The organism is Sphingomonas sp. CFBP 8765 (assembly GCF_014841445.1).
In the GTDB taxonomy this organism is placed as follows: domain Bacteria; phylum Pseudomonadota; class Alphaproteobacteria; order Sphingomonadales; family Sphingomonadaceae; genus Sphingomonas; species Sphingomonas aerolata.
The window spans coordinates 19796-39154 of record NZ_JACYTY010000010.1; the positions used below are offsets into that span (position 1 = coordinate 19796).

At 61.2% G+C, this 19359-nt stretch carries 21 protein-coding genes and 1 pseudogene; 9 read left to right on the forward strand and 13 right to left on the reverse strand.

The window, feature by feature from the left end; all coding sequences use genetic code 11:
* The first annotated feature begins 16 nt into the window (after positions 1 to 16).
* From IFT87_RS18265 to IFT87_RS18280, 4 genes are all read left to right on the forward strand, one after another.
* Positions 17 to 304, forward strand: coding sequence for a hypothetical protein (locus tag IFT87_RS18265; RefSeq protein ID WP_192191508.1), 288 nt, complete (start codon positions 17 to 19; stop codon positions 302 to 304).
* Between the two features lie 221 nt (positions 305 to 525).
* Positions 526 to 1467: a site-specific integrase gene (locus IFT87_RS18270; protein ID WP_249403444.1), complete on the forward strand. Its 942-nt coding sequence runs from the start codon at positions 526 to 528 to the stop codon at positions 1465 to 1467.
* Positions 1468 to 1920: 453 nt separating this feature from the next.
* Positions 1921 to 2802: a replication initiator protein A gene (locus tag IFT87_RS18275; RefSeq protein ID WP_056677485.1), complete on the forward strand. Its 882-nt coding sequence runs from the start codon at positions 1921 to 1923 to the stop codon at positions 2800 to 2802.
* Between the two features lie 714 nt (positions 2803 to 3516).
* A complete protein-coding gene (locus IFT87_RS18280; RefSeq protein ID WP_342211195.1) occupies positions 3517 to 4227 on the forward strand; it encodes a helix-turn-helix domain-containing protein in 711 nt (236 codons plus the stop codon).
* 1955 nt (positions 4228 to 6182) lie between these two features.
* Here IFT87_RS18280 and IFT87_RS18285 read toward each other — a convergent pair.
* The 6 genes and pseudogenes from IFT87_RS18285 to IFT87_RS18310 form a co-directional block, all read right to left on the reverse strand.
* Entirely contained in the window at positions 6183 to 7382 is a 1200-nt protein-coding gene (locus tag IFT87_RS18285; RefSeq protein WP_192191511.1) for a replication initiator protein A, read from the reverse strand.
* Between the two features lie 103 nt (positions 7383 to 7485).
* Positions 7486 to 8526: a ParB/RepB/Spo0J family partition protein gene (locus tag IFT87_RS18290; protein ID WP_192191512.1), complete on the reverse strand. Its 1041-nt coding sequence runs from the start codon at positions 8524 to 8526 to the stop codon at positions 7486 to 7488.
* A 62-nt stretch (positions 8527 to 8588) separates the two neighbouring features.
* The gene (locus tag IFT87_RS18295; RefSeq protein ID WP_192191546.1) at positions 8589 to 9785 is read right to left on the reverse strand and encodes an AAA family ATPase; all 1197 of its coding nucleotides are present in this window, start codon (positions 9783 to 9785) and stop codon (positions 8589 to 8591) included.
* 129 nt (positions 9786 to 9914) lie between these two features.
* Positions 9915 to 10055 (reverse strand): annotated as a pseudogene (locus tag IFT87_RS18300) (transposase); the annotation flags it as partial.
* A gap of 173 nt (positions 10056 to 10228) precedes the next feature.
* Positions 10229 to 10783, reverse strand: coding sequence for a GNAT family N-acetyltransferase (locus IFT87_RS18305; protein ID WP_192191513.1), 555 nt, complete (start codon positions 10781 to 10783; stop codon positions 10229 to 10231).
* Complete coding sequence (locus IFT87_RS18310) at positions 10780 to 11088, reverse strand: type II toxin-antitoxin system TacA family antitoxin (protein WP_192191514.1); 309 nt, start codon at positions 11086 to 11088, stop codon at positions 10780 to 10782. Before IFT87_RS18310 ends, IFT87_RS18305 begins: the two co-directional genes overlap by 4 nt.
* Positions 11089 to 11628: 540 nt before the next feature.
* On the opposite strand from IFT87_RS18310, the gene IFT87_RS20585 reads away from it, so the two are divergent.
* The gene (locus IFT87_RS20585; protein WP_249403445.1) at positions 11629 to 11799 is read left to right on the forward strand and encodes a type II toxin-antitoxin system HigB family toxin; all 171 of its coding nucleotides are present in this window, start codon (positions 11629 to 11631) and stop codon (positions 11797 to 11799) included.
* 40 nt (positions 11800 to 11839) lie between these two features.
* On the forward strand, positions 11840 to 12208 hold the full coding sequence (locus tag IFT87_RS18320) for a helix-turn-helix domain-containing protein (protein ID WP_192191515.1): 369 nt from the start codon (positions 11840 to 11842) through the stop codon (positions 12206 to 12208).
* 132 nt (positions 12209 to 12340) lie between these two features.
* Here IFT87_RS18320 and IFT87_RS20945 read toward each other — a convergent pair whose 3' ends face one another.
* The 7 genes from IFT87_RS20945 to IFT87_RS18345 form a co-directional block, all read right to left on the reverse strand.
* Positions 12341 to 12706: a type IV secretory system conjugative DNA transfer family protein gene (locus tag IFT87_RS20945; RefSeq protein WP_342211196.1), complete on the reverse strand. Its 366-nt coding sequence runs from the start codon at positions 12704 to 12706 to the stop codon at positions 12341 to 12343.
* 103 nt (positions 12707 to 12809) lie between these two features.
* Positions 12810 to 13076 (reverse strand): type IV secretory system conjugative DNA transfer family protein, encoded by a 267-nt coding sequence (locus IFT87_RS20950; protein WP_342211197.1) that lies wholly within the window; start codon positions 13074 to 13076, stop codon positions 12810 to 12812.
* 42 nt (positions 13077 to 13118) lie between these two features.
* Complete coding sequence (locus IFT87_RS20955; RefSeq protein WP_342211198.1) at positions 13119 to 13400, reverse strand: hypothetical protein; 282 nt, start codon at positions 13398 to 13400, stop codon at positions 13119 to 13121.
* Complete coding sequence (locus IFT87_RS18330; protein WP_192191516.1) at positions 13400 to 13681, reverse strand: hypothetical protein; 282 nt, start codon at positions 13679 to 13681, stop codon at positions 13400 to 13402. The genes IFT87_RS20955 and IFT87_RS18330 overlap by 1 nt, the downstream gene beginning before the upstream one ends.
* 45 nt (positions 13682 to 13726) lie before the next feature.
* Complete coding sequence (locus IFT87_RS18335; RefSeq protein ID WP_192191517.1) at positions 13727 to 14383, reverse strand: DUF6766 family protein; 657 nt, start codon at positions 14381 to 14383, stop codon at positions 13727 to 13729.
* Positions 14384 to 14424: 41 nt separating this feature from the next.
* On the reverse strand, positions 14425 to 14661 hold the full coding sequence (locus tag IFT87_RS18340; protein ID WP_192191518.1) for a conjugal transfer protein TraD: 237 nt from the start codon (positions 14659 to 14661) through the stop codon (positions 14425 to 14427).
* A gap of 13 nt (positions 14662 to 14674) precedes the next feature.
* Positions 14675 to 15004 carry a conjugal transfer protein TraD gene (locus IFT87_RS18345; protein ID WP_192191519.1) on the reverse strand — a complete coding sequence of 110 codons (330 nt, stop codon included), beginning with the start codon at positions 15002 to 15004 and terminating at the stop codon, positions 14675 to 14677.
* A gap of 174 nt (positions 15005 to 15178) precedes the next feature.
* Between IFT87_RS18345 and traA the strand changes: the two genes are divergently transcribed.
* The 3 genes from traA to IFT87_RS18360 are packed head-to-tail and all read left to right on the forward strand — an operon-like array spanning position 15179 to position 19243.
* Complete coding sequence (traA, locus tag IFT87_RS18350) at positions 15179 to 18121, forward strand: Ti-type conjugative transfer relaxase TraA (RefSeq protein WP_192191520.1); 2943 nt, start codon at positions 15179 to 15181, stop codon at positions 18119 to 18121.
* Between the two features lie 7 nt (positions 18122 to 18128).
* Positions 18129 to 18863, forward strand: a complete 735-nt coding sequence (locus tag IFT87_RS18355) for a DUF6118 family protein (RefSeq protein WP_192191521.1) — start codon at positions 18129 to 18131, stop codon at positions 18861 to 18863.
* A gap of 35 nt (positions 18864 to 18898) precedes the next feature.
* Complete coding sequence (locus IFT87_RS18360; RefSeq protein ID WP_192191522.1) at positions 18899 to 19243, forward strand: hypothetical protein; 345 nt, start codon at positions 18899 to 18901, stop codon at positions 19241 to 19243.
* Positions 19244 to 19359: the final 116 nt, after the last annotated feature.

Genomic DNA, 19359 nt, shown 5'->3' on the forward strand with positions numbered 1-19359 from the left:
GATAAAGTCAATTCGCATGCGCATCTTCTTCGCTCCGCTCATCATAGTGACGTCCGCAATGCCTGCAATGGCGCAACAGGGAACGGGCCGAGTTGCAGATTCAGCGGTTGGCCAAGTTGGGCAACGTCAGTCCGCAACTAACGCAAAACCTATGGATAGGATTAGTAATCGCATCCGTAACCGCGTTGAGCTTCGCATTCGAAACCGCATCGACCGATTTTATAATCCGCAGGGCGATGCTGCATCATCATTCGATACGGCGAACGACCGCTCACGCATCAACCCGGACGGTCGCAGCCGATGAGCGGCAGCGTTTCGTAATCGTTCCGACGATCGGGACGGCAAACTACGCATTACCGTCTGATGTCCGATAAGTGTCATTCTCGGACATAAGGGTGGCGTGGCGAAATCGAGCGTGGCACACGCTCTTGTATGGTCGCTTCCCGCACTCTTGGACCGATGCCGTCCGATCCGGACCTCACATCGTCGCGAACACCGTTCGTTACCGTAGACTCGGATGAACCGATGCTGCCCGCGATCCTGCATGACAAGATCGAGCGCGCGGCCGCGTATGCGAAAGCGGCCCGCGCCGGTGCGACGCGACGCGCTTATGATTCCGATTGGACGATCTTCACCGCCTGGTGCACGCAGCATGGTCTGCCATCGCTGCCGGCCACACCGGACATCGTTGCGGTCTTTGCCAGTGACCAGGCGACCGCTGGGCTCAACCCGTCGACGATCAACCGGCGGGTGGCAGCCATCGGACATCATCATCGCGCTGGCGGGTATCCGGCACCGACCGCGATGCCGACCGCGGGTCGCCTGGCTGAAGTACTCGCCGGCATTCGCGCGGAACACGGCGGTGCCAAACGACAGAAGCGTCCCGCAGACGCGGCTGCGCTGCGCAACATGCTGGCCGCGATCGACGGTGAAGGTCTGCGGGCCCTGCGCGATCGCGCGATCCTGGCGATCGGGATGGCCGCAGCGTTGCGGCGGTCCGAAATCGTTGCACTTCAGGTCGAAAATGTCGGGGTCGTACCCGAGGGGCTTAGACTGACCATTGCCCATTCGAAGACCGATCAGACCCGGCAAGGCATCGTTATCGCCATTCCTGAAGGCTCGCATATTCGACCAAAAGCGCTCCTCCTCGCTTGGATGGCTGCGGCCGGCCATATTGAGGGACCGCTTTTTCGACGGCTGTCGAGGCTCGATGCGCTTACCCCTGCCGCCATGTCGGATCGTGCGATTGCCCGCCTGGTCCAGCATCATGCTGCCGCTGCGGGCTATGATCCGACACAATTTGCGGGGCATTCCCTACGCGCGGGTTTTCTTACCGAGGGTGCCTCGCAAGGCGCGACGATTTTCAAACTTCAGGAAGTTAGCCGACATAAATCAGTCCAGATTCTTGCTGACTATGTACGGAATGCGGATCTTTTTAAGGATCATGCAGGGCAGCGGTTCCTCTAAAAATCTGATAACCATAGATATCGAAGCTCAGCAGGTCGACGTGTCTACAGGTGGACTTGTAGGGCTCGATATGCCGGTAGATTGGCCGAGGGATCAATTATCGCCAATTGAACCATGGCAGACATTTTAAACACGCTAGTCGCCTGCTCGCAAAACGGTGGCGTGATAGGGCGGGTTTCGGGTTTTCCGCGTGATAGCACGAAGCCGTATCTTCACACCGTATGGTGTTTGCCGTTGCTCGGCGTTTTCCTCGTAAAATCACGAACGGCGAAACCAATCGCGGTACCATATTCCTGAAATCGGAGCGTTTTCCCGGAGGCGGGCTGTCCATATGTCTAGTGCCACGATCCAACCCAGCCAATGTTCGTGCTATCACACGGAAAACCCCCTTTCCGTTGGACAAGTGTGAGGCACCGACACAGGTTGATCGCTGATAAAGGCGAGTTTGGGATCATGAGCGACGTTGCGGTTTTTCAGGGCGATCTGTTTTCGGTGCATAGCCCGCTGTACGGCGATGTGCAGGGCGAGCGGACCGTGGCTGAATTTCCGTTCTTCGCCCTGTCGAAAAAGGCCCATATGACGCCGATGGTCTTTGAATCCGGCGAAGCCCGGATCGAGATCAATCCGAGCAAGACCGGCGTCGCAACGATCTATGACAAGGAAATCCTGCTCTATATCGCCAGTCTGATGGCGGAGCGGGCCGAAAAAGGCGAAAAAGCCGACCGGATCATGACGTTTACCGCCAATGATCTCTTCCGCGTCACCGGTACGAACGCGTCGGCACGGTCCTATACGTCGCTCAAGGCCTCACTGAATAGGCTGCAAGGGACGCAGATTATCACCAATATCGAAACCGGCGGCGAAGGATCGGACAGCTCCTTTTCCTGGCTGCTCAAGGCTGACATCAAGTACATCAAGACATCGACGGGCGAGCGCCGGGTAAAGTGGGTCGAAGTCATGGTGTGCGATTGGCTGCATCGTGCGATCCTGACGGATCAGAGGATCGCTGCATACCATCATGACTTCTTCAAGCTTGGTCCCATCGAGCGGCGTCTCTACGAACTTGCCAAGTTCAACTGCAAGGACGACGGATTCACACTTGATATTGGTGAGCTTGCGGCGCGAGTAGGCTGTGCTTCGGACCGACGTGGCCTCGAATATTTCAAGAAACAGCTTCGCGACGTGTCCGAACAGGATAGTCTACCTGAATATACCCTCGATGTGGCTGAAACAAAAATTCCGTCGGGACGTGGTGGTCGGCCACGGTTGCACACGACCATCGGCTTTCGACCCAAAAGAGAACTCGAAATACTAGACGACGACACGGACGCGTAATCCGTTTGCATGCTAGCACGAGGTTTTCCGTGTAATAGCACGAACGCAAACGCGATACCCGTCGGCCTGCCCGGCTAAGCTACCGGACGCCGGCGAGGGTTTTCCGTGTAATAGCACGAACATTTCCCGGGTTTTCCGTGTGAAAGCACGAACCTTGGCGCTTTGCCCTGTCCCCATAAACCGCAAGGATGGCCTAACGGCGGTCATCGTTCGTCGGATCCGGTTTCTCGCGGATCCGATGAGCGAGGACGTGGTCGTAACAATCATCGGCAAGGGAGGACGAGTGCCGACGTTTCGGAGCCGCATCGCGCGCAGCATCTAACGCGGGTGCAGAATGCATACGCCGCTCAGATCGGCACCCTGCCCTATCTTGACCATAGCATTGATAACGAAGGAATGGCCGTGAGCGGATAAAAGGAAACCCGGCACAAGGGCCGGGCATCCCGAAAGCACATACTAGGTTCGTGCCGGCAAGCACAAACGATCGTCTACACAACGATCCCTAAATATGCGCTTTTCAGATTAAATTCAAGGATGCGCGTTTCGTGCCACGGCTGACTTTTGCCTGTTTCCGCCACCCTAAAAAGGGAACGGACGATGGGGACTATAACGATAGGCGATGCTGCGCTTAAGGCGTTCGGCCGGCTGACGCATGAGCGGTCGCCAGGGCAATCGGCGGGACGATCGGGTGCGCCGCACCGGACGGGCGCGCCTGTGCTGCGCGACAGCCTGGAGGCGGGCAGCTTCGAGGAGGCGTTCTGGACGGTGCCGGCCAAGGGCGAAACCGACCGTTTGCTGCATGTCGCGCGTAAGACCCTCGATGCTGCACGACGTTTGCGCCGTGATGCGCGATCGGGGGAGCGGACGTTGACGGCGGTCGAGCGGGGCATTGCCAAGCTGACCGGCAGCGCCGTCCGGGTCTTTGAGGAAATCCTCACGCTGGCACGGTTGAATCGCGGCCGCGTCTATCCTTCCTACGATTATCTTGCCGAGGCGACGGGGCTTGGTCGTGCAACGGTTGGCCGCGCGCTCGTGATCCTCGAAGCGATCGGCTTTTTGGTGCGTCAGCGACGTTTTCATCGCGTGAAGAGCGAGGGACCGGGGCCGCGATACGTTCAGACATCCAATGCCTATCGGCCTCTACTGCCTGGCAGCGTCCGATCCTATCTCCCCCGCTGGATGCGTCCTGCGCCGTTGCCGGATGACGTTGTCCAGCATCACGCTGATCATGCGGTTCAAACCGCTGCAATGCTGGACACGCTGTCCTGTCGGGAGCTTGCGCAGATTACCGTCGATGGCCAGCTGGGCAAAATTCTGGCTAAGCTGGGTGAAGCGATCGATCGTACGGAGCGTGAAGCTCAAAATGGTTCAGAACCGCCAACAGATTCTATTAATATGGGTAACTATCAAAAGCGCTTTGCCTAAGGATCGCGTCGAGACAACATGAACAACCAGCCGGTACTTACACACGAATAACACGCGGAAAACCCTGGACACGCCGACGTTGTCGGCGCGAATGCTCCCTACAGGATCATGCGGCTTCTGGAGCTCGATTATCGGGGCTGTCCCGCACGCGTGAGCTAACTGCGCTTGCAAGGGAGCAGCAACGTGATTGCGCGGCCCATCCGTGTAGACCAAATGACAAACGTCACGACGCCGGACAGGTTAAAGCGGCGCCTCATGATTGCCGCATCTGCATCAGGGACCTAGAGAGACATAATATCCCCGAAGCCCGCGCCGACATCTTCACCGGAGCGCCCTGGACGGCTGACCGTTTTTAGCATTGTGCCGATGCTATAATGCGCGCAGTGTCAGCGACGCACCGTACGCCCGGCTGCTCCCTGCTACCGATCTCTTCTACGCTCCCCCGCCGATTACCCGCGCAATCGCATTCGATGCATTCGGGACGCTGGTGCATACCGGCATGCAAGCGGCATGCGTTCGAGCGGCTGACCCGACAAGCACAGAACTAGGCATGGCCCCTGCCCTCACCGATGATCCAGCCGATCGACTTCGCAGACTATGACGCCGGTTGGCTGCCGTACCTTAACGCCGAGCTGACGATGCTGAACGAGAATTAGCGACGATCGCGCCCTATTCTGACACCCTAGGTACGCTGCGCCGGGTCGGCGAAGAGGGTGTGATGATCGCTGTCGCATCCAACCTTGCCCTGCCCTATGCAACCCCGCTGAGGGCTTTGTTGGGCATTCTAATGGCCGTCTGATATTCTCGTTCGATGCAGGGGCGATCAAGCCTGAAAGAGCGTTCTACGCTGGCCTGAGGGCTCTTTTGAGATGCGACGCCAGTGAACTGCTGATGCTGTTCAATATGTGGCGCGATGATAGCGACGGCGCCGTATAGGCTGGATCGCGCTCAGCGGGTCGATCGCTGGGGCCGTGCTTCTCATGCCCGCCAGTTTATCGCTATTCGCGAACTCGGTGACGCTTGTCACGATCGACGGAGTACTCCGCAAATGACGAAAACGGATCTTGCCCGTAACTCTATCGATGGAAATCTCGCATACCTTCAGGCCCAAGGGTGGGCACGCCAGGCGGCACGATTAGGGTAGACACTCACGAATGCACCGGATGCAGAAAAGGCGGCTACCAACCTAGGGCGGGACGATCACTACGATATTCGCGAACAGCCCGAAACCAGCCGTACTGCTCTAATGCGAAACGTAGTTGCGACTATCGCCGCACGGATTATGCGTGATTGGCATAAATGGCTTATGGGGTGAATACGTCCTCGCCGGTTGGGCATCACCTGCTGAATCACGGGTGGTCTTTCATCCGCTATAAATAGCGCACGCTGCAATGGGACGATTCTCGCTGTCGAGGAGGGGTTCATTCCATTTGCTGTTGATCTGCAGGCAGGTCTGAAAGTGACCTACGTCGCATGGTGCATGCGCAGATACAGGCACAGGCACGACCTGATCCATTTCTCAAAAATATAGAAACTCCATTGGTTAGAGGGTTTATAACTGATGTTAATGATTTAGGCGGCTATTTATCAGGCTTAAACGCTTTGTTTTCCGTGAGTTAGATCGGCACTGCCGTTCCGGATGTGTCGTCGATCCGTTCCTGGAGTGTCGACGACTAAGTTCCTGAAAGATCGACCTTGCGTTCCTGAAGAACCGAATGCTGTTCCTGGAGTGTCGAAGCCCCAGCCGATCCGATAGTTTTTTAAGAGCAATTGAAACAGTTCGACGGGGTTTGTCTGAAGGGACGTTCAATTGGGATAGATACCCAAGCGTTAAGCGGGAAAGACATTTGTGAGCACGACACTTCGGGAACGGTCGCGCCAGTTTGAGCGGTTTCGACGTACGTGCGGGGCCCCTGCCCTCCTGAGGCAAAGGGCGTTCGTAAGACGAAAAACTGCTAACGCCCAAGTTCGTGGCGGTGCTTTTCATGATAGCGGCGGACAAAGCCGATGAACGCCGCCTGATAACTCACCGGGGTGCGAGCGCTGTCTGCCTCAACCCATGTGCGAAACTCATCGTGCAACGTCTGGTAATCCCAACCTGGGCACTCTGCGCGCAGCGTTGCCATCGTCGCATCTGTGATTTCGCCGGCGGTCGCGCGTGTCGCCAGACTGGTGCGCGACCGCCGCAGCAACGCTGTCACGTCAATCGTTTCAGTCGCATCATTAGCCGTGGCAGCGGGATTGGTTGACGCTGGCCTTGGTGCAGGCTTAGCGCCGCGCACCTTGTGCGCCGCCACGGTTTTCACCGGGCGCTCGGCATCACTGCGACGTTGCATCCGCAGCGCTGGCTCGCGCTTGCCAGCCGGCGTCTCCAAGGCGAGCGCATAGCCAGGAAGCTCGTTGCGCTCGACGATCTTGGCGATCTCAAACTTGAAACGACGATACTGCCCTTCCGCGCCCGATTTCTCGAACAGTGTCGGCATGGCGATCGCGAAGCCGACCTCCCCTGCCCCGCCAGCGTGCTTGCGCGCTACCCGGTACAGCCAGCGCTCGCGCCCGCCGGTCAGGTCGAAATAGGCGCGGTCGATCGACAGCACCCCGCCCTGCATCATCACGCCTTCCCAGAACCAGTTCGATAACTCGATCGTCATGCCACGCGAGCGCTCGGTCTTTTCGTCGACCAGCTGGGTCCAGCCGTCGAGCCAGCTGAACGTCGCCTCGCGGCGGTTCTCTGCGCGGATGTTTGTCTTGACCGTGGTCGACACCAACCGGTCGAGCGCCTGCCCGAGTAGCTCATAGGCGCGCCCCGTCGTCGGTCGCCCGATCGCGCGGAGCAGGTCGTAGGGCATCAGATGGAGCTTGCGCGGCACATCGTTGACGCCGCGCCGGGCCATGTCGGCGAGCACGCTCGCGCAATAGATCAGGATATCGGCATCCCAGATCGTCGCCATGCCGTAATCGGGGTTGCCCGAGACATGCACCCACAGCTTGCCGTCGGGGCTCTTGTAATCGATCGGCTTGACGCGCTTCGACTTGGCGAGGCTGAAGAACGGGCGTTCCATCATCTCGCGCTGGTCGCGCAGCGGCATGTCGGCGAGATAGGGGAGGAACAGGTCGAACTGCTCGGACACGTTCTGGCGATCGGCACGGGTCATGCGGTCAGACTCCGGGTGTTTCCCCGGGGAAACACCGTCGGGCCGGTGCGGGCAACCGTCGGCGCCGGGGTGCGGCGCGGCCTGTTTCCCCGGGGAAACACGTTCACCGTTTCAGCCCGCGGCCTTCGGCCTCCAGATGCGCCAGCGCTTGGCGCAGCGCGTCGACCAGCTCGTCGGTCCCCGCACCCGACCCGGCGTGGAGCCGGATCGTGACGCCCTGGCGGTTGCTCGACTGGACGCTGAGCCCAGGGCGGCCGTGCGGCGTGGTCCAGGTAAACGGGCGAGCGCTGTCGGCGTGATCGTTCGGCGCGTCAAGCAACCGCCGCAATACGTCCGCGGCAGGGTAGGGGGTCGCACCCCGATCGCGCCGCGCGGTCTGTTCGCGCGCGAGCTCGCGCGCCGCGCCCTGGATCGCCTTGGTTGCAGCCTTGTCGTCGAGCGCCTGCGCCAGCGCATAAGCGGGCTTGAGCTGGACGTCGGCCGGGGAGGCGAAGGCTGCGATCACCGCATCGGGGATCTGAGCGACCTTGACCATCTTCGATAGCCAGCCTTTTGACACCTTGAGCCGTTCCGCCATCCGCGTTAGGTGGTTGCCGTAATGCGTTTTAAGCGCCTCGGCGTAATTGCGTGCGCGTTCGAGATCGGACACGTCCTTGCGCGCCCGGTTCTCGAGGTCCGCGAGCCGGAATGCTGCTTCGTCGTCGAGGCTTGCAACTTGCGCCACGAACTGCATTTCGGGATAGGAATGCGCGCGCAGCCAGCTGATCGACCAGTGGCGTCGGGTGCCCGCGATCACTTCGAAATCATACGCCGGATCGCCGTCAACACGGCGTACCACCGCTGGGACTTTCTGCCCACCTTCGGCAATGATGGAGTCGATCAGCTCGCGGCAGCCATCTTCGGTCAGATGCTGGTAGCTGCGCGCATTGCCGGGCCAGATCCGCACGCGCGCCGGATCGAGCAGCAGCTGCGTCACTTGCCGCACTTCGCCGCTCGTCACGCGCGCGAGCGCGGTCTCTCGGTTGAGCAGCGTGGTACCGCGCGACCGTTCGGGTGCGGGCGGGGCAGGGGGGGCGCCCGCGTCGGTTTCGGTTGGCTCATCCGCTAGCAAGGCCGCGAGATAATCGGATTGCTTACGCGCCATGCGGCACCTCCCGCATTAGACATATTTGGAACGCTGATGTGTCGGACAGCGACAATTCTGATTCACGCGACATGGAGTAAATCTTCCTCACGTGCGGGCTCGACCCGGCCCCAGCCTTGGCGGACGAGCTGCTCAATCTGTCCCATCGCCTCATCCAGATTTGCGCGGCAACGCTTGTGCGTCTTGGGTGTGCCGATCGGGCGTTCGAGTTCATAGATCGTCATCATACGCATTGCGGCGTGGCTGATCTCGGCGGATTCTAGGATCGGTACCGGAAGCAGGGCAGGGCCGAAGCTCTGTTCCATGATCGTGCGGACCATTGCGTGGCTCGGGTCGTTCGAGTCGAACTTTGAACATATCAACCGTAGGAAGCCGTATTCGACCTCAATTCCGGCATGCGCGAGCTGCTGTAGCACCTGGTCCATCATTGATAGGAACTGCACTGTCGAACAGAAATCCGGCGTTGTTGCGGCCAGCGGGACGAGCAGCGCATTCGCCGCCTGCATCACCGCCAGGCTGATCGTCCCGAGCGCAGGGGGAGGATCCAGCAGTACCACATCATAATTGCGCGCGAGATCGGCCAGCCCCTGCTTAAGCTTGCGGAAGCGTGCGGCGAGTACCGACTGCCCATCCGATCCCGCCGCGGCGAGCTCATACTCAACGTCGAATAACTCGAGGTTCGACGGGATCAGGTCAACGTTGGGCCACGGCGTCGATTTGACTGCATAAAGCAGATCGGCCTGGGTCGGATCGATCGACAGATACGGGTATAGCGTCTCTTCTCGTGTAATATTGAAATGGGGATTGAACCCGAACAGCGTCGTCGTCGTCGCTTGGCTGTCGCAATCGACTACCAGCACACGATAGCCCTGCACCGCAAAATAGTGTGCGAGGTGGCAGGTGACGGTCGACTTGCCGACCCCGCCCTTAAAATTCTGCACCGCGATGATTGCGGGAATATCAAGCGGCGTGCGGGCAGGAGAGGCGCCAAGTACCTCGCGCATTTGCAGCAAGTTCTCCACCGAATAGCCGAGTCTGCGCCCGTTTTCGCCCGCCGGGGCGGGGGGGAGGCGACCATCGTCCTCGGCCATGCGGATCCGGTTGGTCGAACAGCGGAGCAATTGCGCTGCCTCTGCGATCCCGAAGCGGACGTTGAGCCCCTTCCGGCTTTCGGGCAGGAATGCCTTACGCCGTAGGCGTTCGATCATTCGTTCGCCTGCGTCCGCAAGTTCGCCGATATGATTGACGATGGCATTCATGAACCGGTCCGATCGCGCATTTGAAGCTTTCATAGGCGCTTTATAAGCAAAAAGCTTCAAATGAAAGGGTCTATCATAAAAAGCCTTATTTCGATTTTCTCCTCCGCAACTGGGGTCAGGACTCATTAGTCATAGCCAGAAGATGACGGTGGCCGCGAGCGCGACGGCAGAGAAGAAGACGGTTGGGCAGCGGTCGTAGCGAGTGGCGACGCGGCGCCAATCCTTCAGACGGCCGAACATGATCTCGATGCGGCTGCGATGCCGGTACTCGCCCCGACTGCGAGCGTTTCACGGTAAGCCGTCTGCGCTTCCAGCCCTGGTCCGCGAACGAAAATCAGGCTGTTGATCGGCTGCTTGTTAAAGACGCAGCAGACGATCAGCAGTCACGTGGTCGTCGAGTGGAAACCCATAAAACCACGCCCCCTGCGCCGCCTGTCGCCCCCTCATGCTCGTGACTGCGTAAGCGTTCGAACCGTCGCGATCGGCAGGAAGAGTCGTAAGCCATTGGACGCCAGTGGCTCAAAACCATAGCCGGTATAGAGCGCCACGCGCTTCGCTACCGTGTCGGGATCGCCACAGTCCAGCACGTCGAGCATGACGACGACGATCCTCAGCGCATCGGCCGCCACGACCAGTCGCGTGAGGCAATCGACCAACAGATCGCCGCCATAGCCCTCTCCCTGGAACCGGCTATCGACGCCGATCATCGAGATATAGGCTGCCGGAATGCTCCCATGGGCAGGGCGGGTGCGGGCGAACCGCTCGGGCAATTTGGTATAGTCGATGGCGTGAGCATTTATGGCGTAGAAGCCAATCAGCTCGTTCTCGGGCCCCGTCATCACAAAGGCGCGGATGTTGCCCGCCTTGGAGAGTTTGTTGGCGGTACGACGGAAGAAGTTGTCGACCTGGTCGATACCACACGAGAAAGCCACTCGATCATGCCTGGCAGGATCGAGCGGCTCGATAACGATGCGTTTTGCAGTCTTGGCTGCGGTCACCGACTGATGATCGTCTCGCGATGGCGCGCAAAGGCGGTTCGCAGTCGCTCGGTGGGGTCCGGCGGTATGTCGAGCGCGGCGAAGAAGCCGGCATGGTCGATCGGCTGCAAGCTGGTGCGTTCATGCGCCGCGATCGTCTCCATTGCCGAACGATAGGCCGCGTTCATGGTGAAGACGGAGTCGTCAACGCCAGAGAGCGCGGCAGCCTGCTGGATGGCCTGCTTGATGCGCGGCTTGGTGCGGAAGTTCATCCGCTCGCTGCTGCGCTCGTCAACGGCGCGGACCTGATCCTGGAAGCCAAGCATGGCACACCTCCTTTAGCTATTGATCCTATGTACGCCACTAGGGCGTACATTTCAATAATTCGCTGCTGCTGTGAGGTGGCCGTGTCCGGCAGTTGCAATCGCCGCTTTCTACCGCCGCCACGTATGAGGAGGAGATTACCATCGAGCATGCTTATCGGCGTGGGCGTGATCCAGTCAGCGCCTAAGGTCGGGTAACTCTCCGTGTAGTCACTACCCGCAATCCAGCTCTTCGTGAGTGTGTCGACGCTGTTCGTGCCCCGCTGATAGGCTTGGCAACCCCGGAGCCTGACGATCGGGAATAGTAGGAGTTGGAGAGATAACAAAACCTCGATTTCTTCACCAAAATATAGCGTCCCCTCGGTGAGTCCGCTGCGTTGGTCGCCTCGAACACTTATTTCCCATGGCGGGAATGGTAATCGAATGCGTATGAGGGGCATTACCAGGAACAAACTGATCGCTTTTTGGTCGAAGCACCCCACGACGGAAGCCTCATTAAGGCACTGGTATGAGGCTGCCGGGGCGTCCACTTAGCAAAGCCCATTGGATGTCGTTGCCGACTTTTCAAAAGCGAAGTCGCTCAATGTCGAGCGGGTCCGGTTCAAGGTGGCTGGCGGTGATTACCGTATGGTGGTGGCGTTCGATTGGAAGCGGTCGATTGTCTTCGTCAAGTTCATTGGACGCATGCCGAATACGACAAGATTGATGTCCTGACAGTGAGCCTGTTTTGGATATGCCTAGTGGAGGTGGTGCGATGCACATTCGTCCTATCCGGACCGACGAGGACCAAGAAACCGCGCTACGAGAGATCGAGGCGCTATGGGGAGCAGAGGAAGGTACCGATGCCGGCGATCGGCTCGACGTGCTCGCCACGTTGGTCGAAACGTATGAAAGCCGTCGCTGGCCTATCGAGCCGCTAGATCCGGTGCGCGCAATCGAGGCAGCAATGGAGATGAACGGTTACACGTGCGCGGAACTGGCGGCGCTTATTGGCCAGTCACGGGCAACCGAGACACTGGCGCGTCACCGTGCCCTTACCCTTCCCATGATCCGCAAGATCGCAGGGGCCTGGCGCGTGCCGGAGAAGGTGTTGGTTCAGGAGTATGCGCTGGCCAAGGCGTAATCTGGGTACGGGGGTAAGATCTGACAGGAACACATGTTCGAGACGAATCGGCATCAGACGTCCATTCCCGATGCCGCGGTTGTCAGCGCACGGTAGAGTGTTGCATGATGGCATTTAAGTAGCTTGGCAGCTTCACGCAGGGGCCGGGCAGGGCGGGCGGTGACCGCGCCATGTCAGTGACGGCTTAACAAACAGTCGAAGCCAGCGGGCGTAGGTATCGAGCCGATCGGGCCGCAGGCACAGGAACACGGTAAGGGTCGTGTCCTTCAACCCAGCGAAGATGAAATCGGACGCGGTGGTACTGGCGACGATCCGCGGGCTGTCGAGAAAGTGGGTATGGCGCTGCGCCAAGGATCGTACGCCGGCAGCTTCGCGGTCGGATTTGCCGAGCTGGCGGTTGGCGGCGCGGGCGATCAGGCCACCGGCGCCGACGCTGTCCTGCATATTGGCCAGCAGCGCGGCAAAGGCGGCAGGGGCAAGCGTCAGCGTGTCGCGCACCGTCGCCAGGACGGGTACGTGGACGACGGTGTGTAGGGTTAGCCCGGCGATCAGTGCCTTGGCTTCCTCGCTTCAGTGGGATTCGCCCGATTGTCCCGGCGCGTCATGCACCAGCGCGTCGGGCAAAGGGTATTGGCATGTTTCGCACGATCGAGGCTGGCGGAATCGAGCCGATCGAGCGGATTGTAGCGGGCGGGGGCTGACCCGGCACGCCGAATGGATCGAGACACCAGACCTTGCCCTTGGCGGCATGCACACGGGCGGTGACGCGGGCATTCTCGCCCTTGGGGTCGATACACACCACCGAACGGTCAAGCAGCAGATTGGGAATGATCGTGCCGACGCCCTTGCCCGAGCGGGTGGGTACCATCGTCAGCAAATGCGCCGCGCCGTCGTAGTGCAGCAGCGTCCCCTACTTCGCCGAGCGGCCGATCAGAAGATCCCCGTTCGCTTCCAGCTTCCGCACGTCGGCACGGTCGCCGAAACGGGCAGAGCCGAGCAGATCGTTGTGCTGGTTGGCGGCACGTCGGTTGAAGCGCCAGGCCAGGAACAGTACCGCGCCGGCGAGCAGGAACGGAATGTCGGTTGCGATCTCGCCATAACTGAAGATGCTCTTGAGCCAGGCGTTGCTCGCCATCAGCACCACGAAGGCGATGAAGACCGCGAACAGCGGGCTGATCCGCCGCCGGGGCATCAGTGCGCTTCCATCGGCGTGATCGGCAGGGACCGATCGGCGTCGGGATGATCGAGCAGCCGGAGCAGGATTTGCGAGACCAGGGGAGGGGGCACGCCCTCGTCCAGCATCATCGCGAAGAACGCATCGTCGTTCGGCGACGGGATCATATCCTCGATGACCAGATTGGCGCGCGAGTCCGCCATATCCTCGTGCCACATGGCGACTTCCGCGGGCGTGCCACGCACGAAATCCATCGCGCGGACCTGGCGGCGGATCGTCTCAATATCGAAATCGCTCATGGGCCTTCCTTCCACTCTGCGAAAAGTTCGTTGCCGTTCGTCGTATCAATCGCCGGTATGGGCATGTGGTGCCGCCACAGGCTTGGACTCAGGGGACTCGCGTTGCCGCAGATAGATCGAGAGGACGACTAGGACGGCCGTCGAGAGGAACTCGCTCTGCCAGTTCTGGAAAGATTCGAACCAGAGCTGCGGATCACCGAGATACCCCCAAACGGTAGGCGCGACTTCGCCATGCTCACGCGCTTCCTGCGCGGCGACAGCGGCGCTCTGGGTCCAGTGCATAACGAACGACAGTAGAAACAGGACGAAAAGCACGGTGCCTAGCGAGCGTGCGTAGATCGCTCGCCAGACAGGCCCCCAGCGCAGCATTGCCGGTGCGCCGGGTTTCATCGCCTGCTGTTCGAGACGCTGATCGCGAGGCTCGCCATCTGGGTCTTTTGATTCCGACGATCCACGTTGAAAAAGCATCGCCGTCAGCACGACATAGGCTGACATCTGAAGGAACTCGCTCTCCCAGTTTTCGAAAACGGACGACAGGAAATCGGGGCTGATTGCATAGGCCGAAAGCGTCATGATATTCTGGCCATGACGAGCAGCATCGGAGTTGGCGACCTGCCACCCGGCCAGCAAATGCCCAAGGATGCTGCCTGCGAACAGCAGGAGCAGCACGATCGTCAGGCCATTGTTCCTAAAGAAGCGCATGGTCGATCCTTCCCCGTTTATGATGATCGACCGTCACTGCGTCACCCCTCAGTAAGTGAGCCAGAAGGTGTATCGGCTTCGGCATCGAACGCGCGTTTTCCGCGTCTTCTCCATAGCGCCAGCACATCGCCGGAATCATCGCCGCGGCCAAGCCCGGCGAGGTCGAGCAGCGCGCCGTAAAGGGTGGCGCGATCGTCGTCGGTCAGCTCGACCAGTCCGGCTTTCTTGACCAGTCCGCCCAGCTCGATCAGATGGCGCGTTCGCTCGCGACGTTGCACGACCCAGCCCCTGCTATCCGTTCGTCGTTCCGCCGCTTCCGCCCGCAGCGTCGCCGCCCGGTTCAATCGCAGCGCCCGATCCGTCGATCGCAGCAGCGCCGCCACCTTTGCGCCCACGCCGTTGAAAGAAGGCAGCGCCCTTTGTGCGCCATGCCTCCTTCGCACTCGCATCCTTCGATCCGATCGCATCGAGCAGTACGCCGGCGAGGGTTTCGGCATCGAGCGCATCGGCCCCGGTCGCGGCGACGAGCTGGCCTAGCTGTTCGACCCGCTTCGCCTTCAACGCGCGGGCCTTGTCACCTAGCGCCTTCAGCTCGGCATCATAATCACGAACCCTCCGCATCGCCTTCACCCTTCCGCGTATCGGTCAGCGGCATCTTAGCGCGCCCGGCTTTGGGGTAAAGCTAGAACGATCAAAAAACGGCACCAAGTCAATCAGAAGATGCGAAACAGATTGTGAGTGCGCGCTTATACGTCGTTGCCGACGTGCGCTAAGTAGGGCAGTGTGCGGAGCGTCATGGCGATCTACCACTTCTCCGCCAAGGTTGTGAGCCGCGCGAACGGATCGAGCGCCGTCGCGAGCGCCGCCTATCGTTCCGCATCCGAGCTGCACGACGATCGGCTGAACCGGGATCACGACTTCTCGGACAAGGCGGGCGTCATTCACTCCGAGGTGATGTTGCCGCAGGGTGCGCCGGAGCGTTTAAACGACCGCACGACTTTGTGGAACGAGGTGGAGGCAGGCGAGAAGCGCAAGGACGCGCAGCTTGCCCGCGAGGTGGAGTTCTCGATTCCACGCGAGTTGAACGAGAAGCAGGGCGTCCAGCTCGCGCGCGATTTCGTGAAAAAGCAATTTGTCGATCGCGGGATGGTCGCGGACCTGAACGTGCATTGGGACAAGGCGAAGGACGGCACGCCGAAGCCGCACGCGCATGTGATGATGACGATGCGCGACGTGGGACCGGACGGCTTCGGGAAGAAGAACCGCGATTGGAACAGCACCGAGCTGTTGAAGGACTGGCGCGAGGCATGGAGCGCGCATGTCAACGAGCGCATGGCCGAGCTGGGGCTTGAGGGCCGGATCGACCATCGCTCCTATGAGGCGCAGGGGATCGGACTGGAGCCGCAGCACAAGATCGGACCCGCCGCGTCGCGCAGGCCGGAGCAGGGGCTTGAGGCGGAGCGGATCGAGGATCACACCCGCATCGCGCGGGAGAACGGCGCGAAGATCATCGCCGAGCCCAATGTCGCGCTGGACGCCATCACGCGGCAGCAGGCGACGTTCACCACCCGCGATCTTGCGACGTTCGCGTTCCGGCACAGCGACGGCAAGGAGCAGTTCGACCAGGTGATGGGGGCGGTGCGCGCCAGCCCCGAGCTGGTCGCATTGGGGAAGGACGGACGCGACCAGGAGCGGTTCACGTCGCGCGACATGATCGCGGTGGAGAACCGGCTTGAGCGGGCCGGCGACGAGCTGGCGGGCCGGGGCGAACACAGTGTTGGCGATCGGCAGCGTGACGCCGCGATTGGCGCGGCCGAGGGACGTGGCCTTGTCCTGTCGGGCGAGCAGCGCGACGCCTTTGATCATGTCATCGGCAACGCGGGGCTGGCGTCCGTCGTCGGCTATGCCGGCAGCGGCAAATCGGCGATGTTGGGCGTTGCCCGTGAGGCGTGGGAGCGAGAGGGCTACACGGTTCGCGGCGCGGCACTGTCGGGCATCGCGGCCGAGAATCTTGAGGGCGGATCCGGTATCCGGTCCCGCACCATCGCCAGCCTCGAACACGCATGGGGGCAGGGGCGCGAGCAGCTAGGCCCGAAGGACGTGCTGGTCGTGGACGAGGCCGGCATGATCGGTTCGCGCCAGATGGAGCGTGTGTTGAGCCAGGCGCGCGATGCCGGGGCCAAGGTCGTGATGGTGGGCGACCCCGAGCAGTTGCAGGCGATCGAGGCCGGCGCGGCGTTTCGCAGCGTCACCGAGCGCCACGGCGCAGCCGAAATCACCCAGATTAGGCGGCAGCGCGAGGACTGGCAGCGCGACGCCACACGTGCGCTGGCGACCGGGCGCACCGGCGAGGCGATCCATGCCTATGAGGGCAAGGGCATGGTCCACGCGGCCGACACCCGCGAGCAGGCGCGGCGCGAGCTGGTGGACGGTTGGGATTGCGCGCGGCAGGCCGAACCGGGCAAGACCCGCATCATTCTTACTCATACCAACGCCGAAGTGCAGAGCCTCAATGGAGAGGCGCGCGACCGGTTGCGCGCCTCCGGCGACCTTGGTGACGACGTGACGGTGAAGGCCGAGCGCGGCGAGCGGCAGTTCGCGACCGGCGACCGCATCATGTTCCTGCGCAACGAACGGGGCATGGGGGTCAAGAACGGCACGCTGGCCACGATCGAGCGGGTATCTCCCGAGGGCATGGCGGTGCGCCTTGATGACGGGCGCGGGATCGTATTCGAGATCAAAGATTATGCCCATGTCGATCATGGCTATGCGGCGACGTTCCACAAATCGCAGGGCGTGACGGTCGACCGCGCGCACGTCCTAGCCACCCCCGGCATGGACCGCCACAGTGCCTATGTCGGCATGTCCCGGCACCGCGACGAAGTGCAACTCCACTATGGCCGCGGCGATTTCGCTGATCAGCGCCAGCTTGTCCGCGCCCTGTCGCGCGACCGGGGCAAAGACATGGCGGGCGATTACGCCCGGCCCGAGCAGGAGCAGGCGCGGGCGTTCGCTGATCGGCGCGAGATCCGGTTCCCGGAACTCGCACGGCAGGTGGTCGAGAAGGTCCGGGCAAAAGCGCGGGGCATGTTCGACGGATTTCGGCCGAACCCGACTGTTGCGAAAGGAAAAGAGGGGGCGATTAACACCGCTCGCGACCGCAACCAGGGGGGAGCGATTAACACTACCTCGACCGCCTCTCAGGCCAAGGCGATCGAACGTTATGCGCGGGCTGGTGCCGCCATAGGCCGGATGCTGGAGAAGGGATTGCCGGTGCTGGCGCACCAGGAACAGGCGCTGGCGAAGGCCGGCGACGCGCTCGACCAGGTCCGCCCCCAGGGTTCACGCGACCTCGCATCTGCGCTGGCGCGCGATCCGAAGCTGATCGAGCAGGCCGCGGGGGGCAACATCAGCGGCGCTGCGCGCGCGATGGAAACGGAGCGTCAGGTTCGCATCGACCCGGAGAAGCGCGCGGGCCGGTTCGTGGAGCAGTGGCAGGGCATGAAGGAAGCGCGCGCCAGTATGGAGCATGCCGGCGACCGCGAGGGCGCGGAGAAGCTAGGCAAGCGCATGGAGTGCATTGCCGGCGGGCTGCATCGCGATCCGCAGCTAGAATCCGCGTTGAAGAGATGCGCCCCCGAACTGGCGTTGAGTATGGAGCGGAGCCGGTCGATCGGGCAAGAATTGGCGCAGTCGGTCGCGATCGAGCGTGACCGCGATCGTGGCATGAGCCGGTAGGATAAGAATGGACGACGATATGCAGGAAGGCGGCGATCCGGCGGAGGCGTTCGACCGGTTGCGCGCCATAGTCGAAGGCCAGGACCGCGAACTCGCGTTGCTACGCCGTGCCGTCGAGGGCTTGGCGGCCGAGCGGGCACATATCGACGTGCCCGACTATTCCGAGACGCTGGGGCGGATGCAGCAAGGCGTGGACGCCACGGCCGACCGGATCGCGGTCATAAACGACGTGATCGCGCGCAGTCCGGCGCTGGCGATGACGCCAGAGCAGATGGCGCAGCGGATCGCCGCAGCAGGCAACACCGCCCGGCACGAGGATCAGGCGGCGCTCGCCAAGGCCGGCGAGGACAAGGCCCGCGTCATGGCCGAGCTTCGTGCCATCGCCGGTTCGGCATGGAACAGGCACGACCAGAACAACCGGCAGCTATGGTTCGGGCTGGGCGGGGCGGCGATCGGCATCCTCGCATGGGCGATACTGCCCGGCCTCGTCGCGCGCGAGGTCGCACCGGCAAGTTGGCAATGGCCCGAGCGTATGGCGGCACGGGCGTTGCATTTGCCCATGTGGGATGCGGGGCGGCGTCTGCTGATCGCGGATTCACCGAAAAACTGGAACGTGATGGTCGATGGGTGGAACATCATTCAGAAGAACAGTGGGGAAATCAAAAAATGCCGGAAAGCCGCCATCAAGAGCCGCGACACTGTACGTTGTACTATCAAGATCGGGGCTGAGGAGGGCGCGTAGCCGTCGACAGCAGGCGTTAGAGACAGGAGTCAGGTATGATTGGCTGGTCGATTACGGTCATCTGGATGACGCCCGAAGAGTACCCGTTGAAGCTCGACCGCGATGCTGTGCTGGCTAATTGGAAGGTCGGCGCAATGGGGACACGCTGGCTCAATAAGTTGGTCGCGGCGGGCGAGGCCCGGCAGGTCAAGTCGGGTGGCTATCCCAATATCTACACGGCACCGGTGGGATCGATCGTGCCGCTGCTGCTTGGCCATGAGCTACCGTCAGATGAGGACGTGCCAATGCGCAAACCGCACGAAATTACGATCGAGCGGGATAAGCTTGCAATGTGTTCGGCAGACGAGACGCTGACGATCGTGGTGTGGGATCAGAGCTAATAAATGACGCACCATTGCCTGATCAGCCGATCGATAGGCGTATGGTGGTGCGGGGTACGACCGTAACAGTCCGTCCGTAATCACGCTCTTGGCGTTCGGATCGCAAAGGCGTTTAT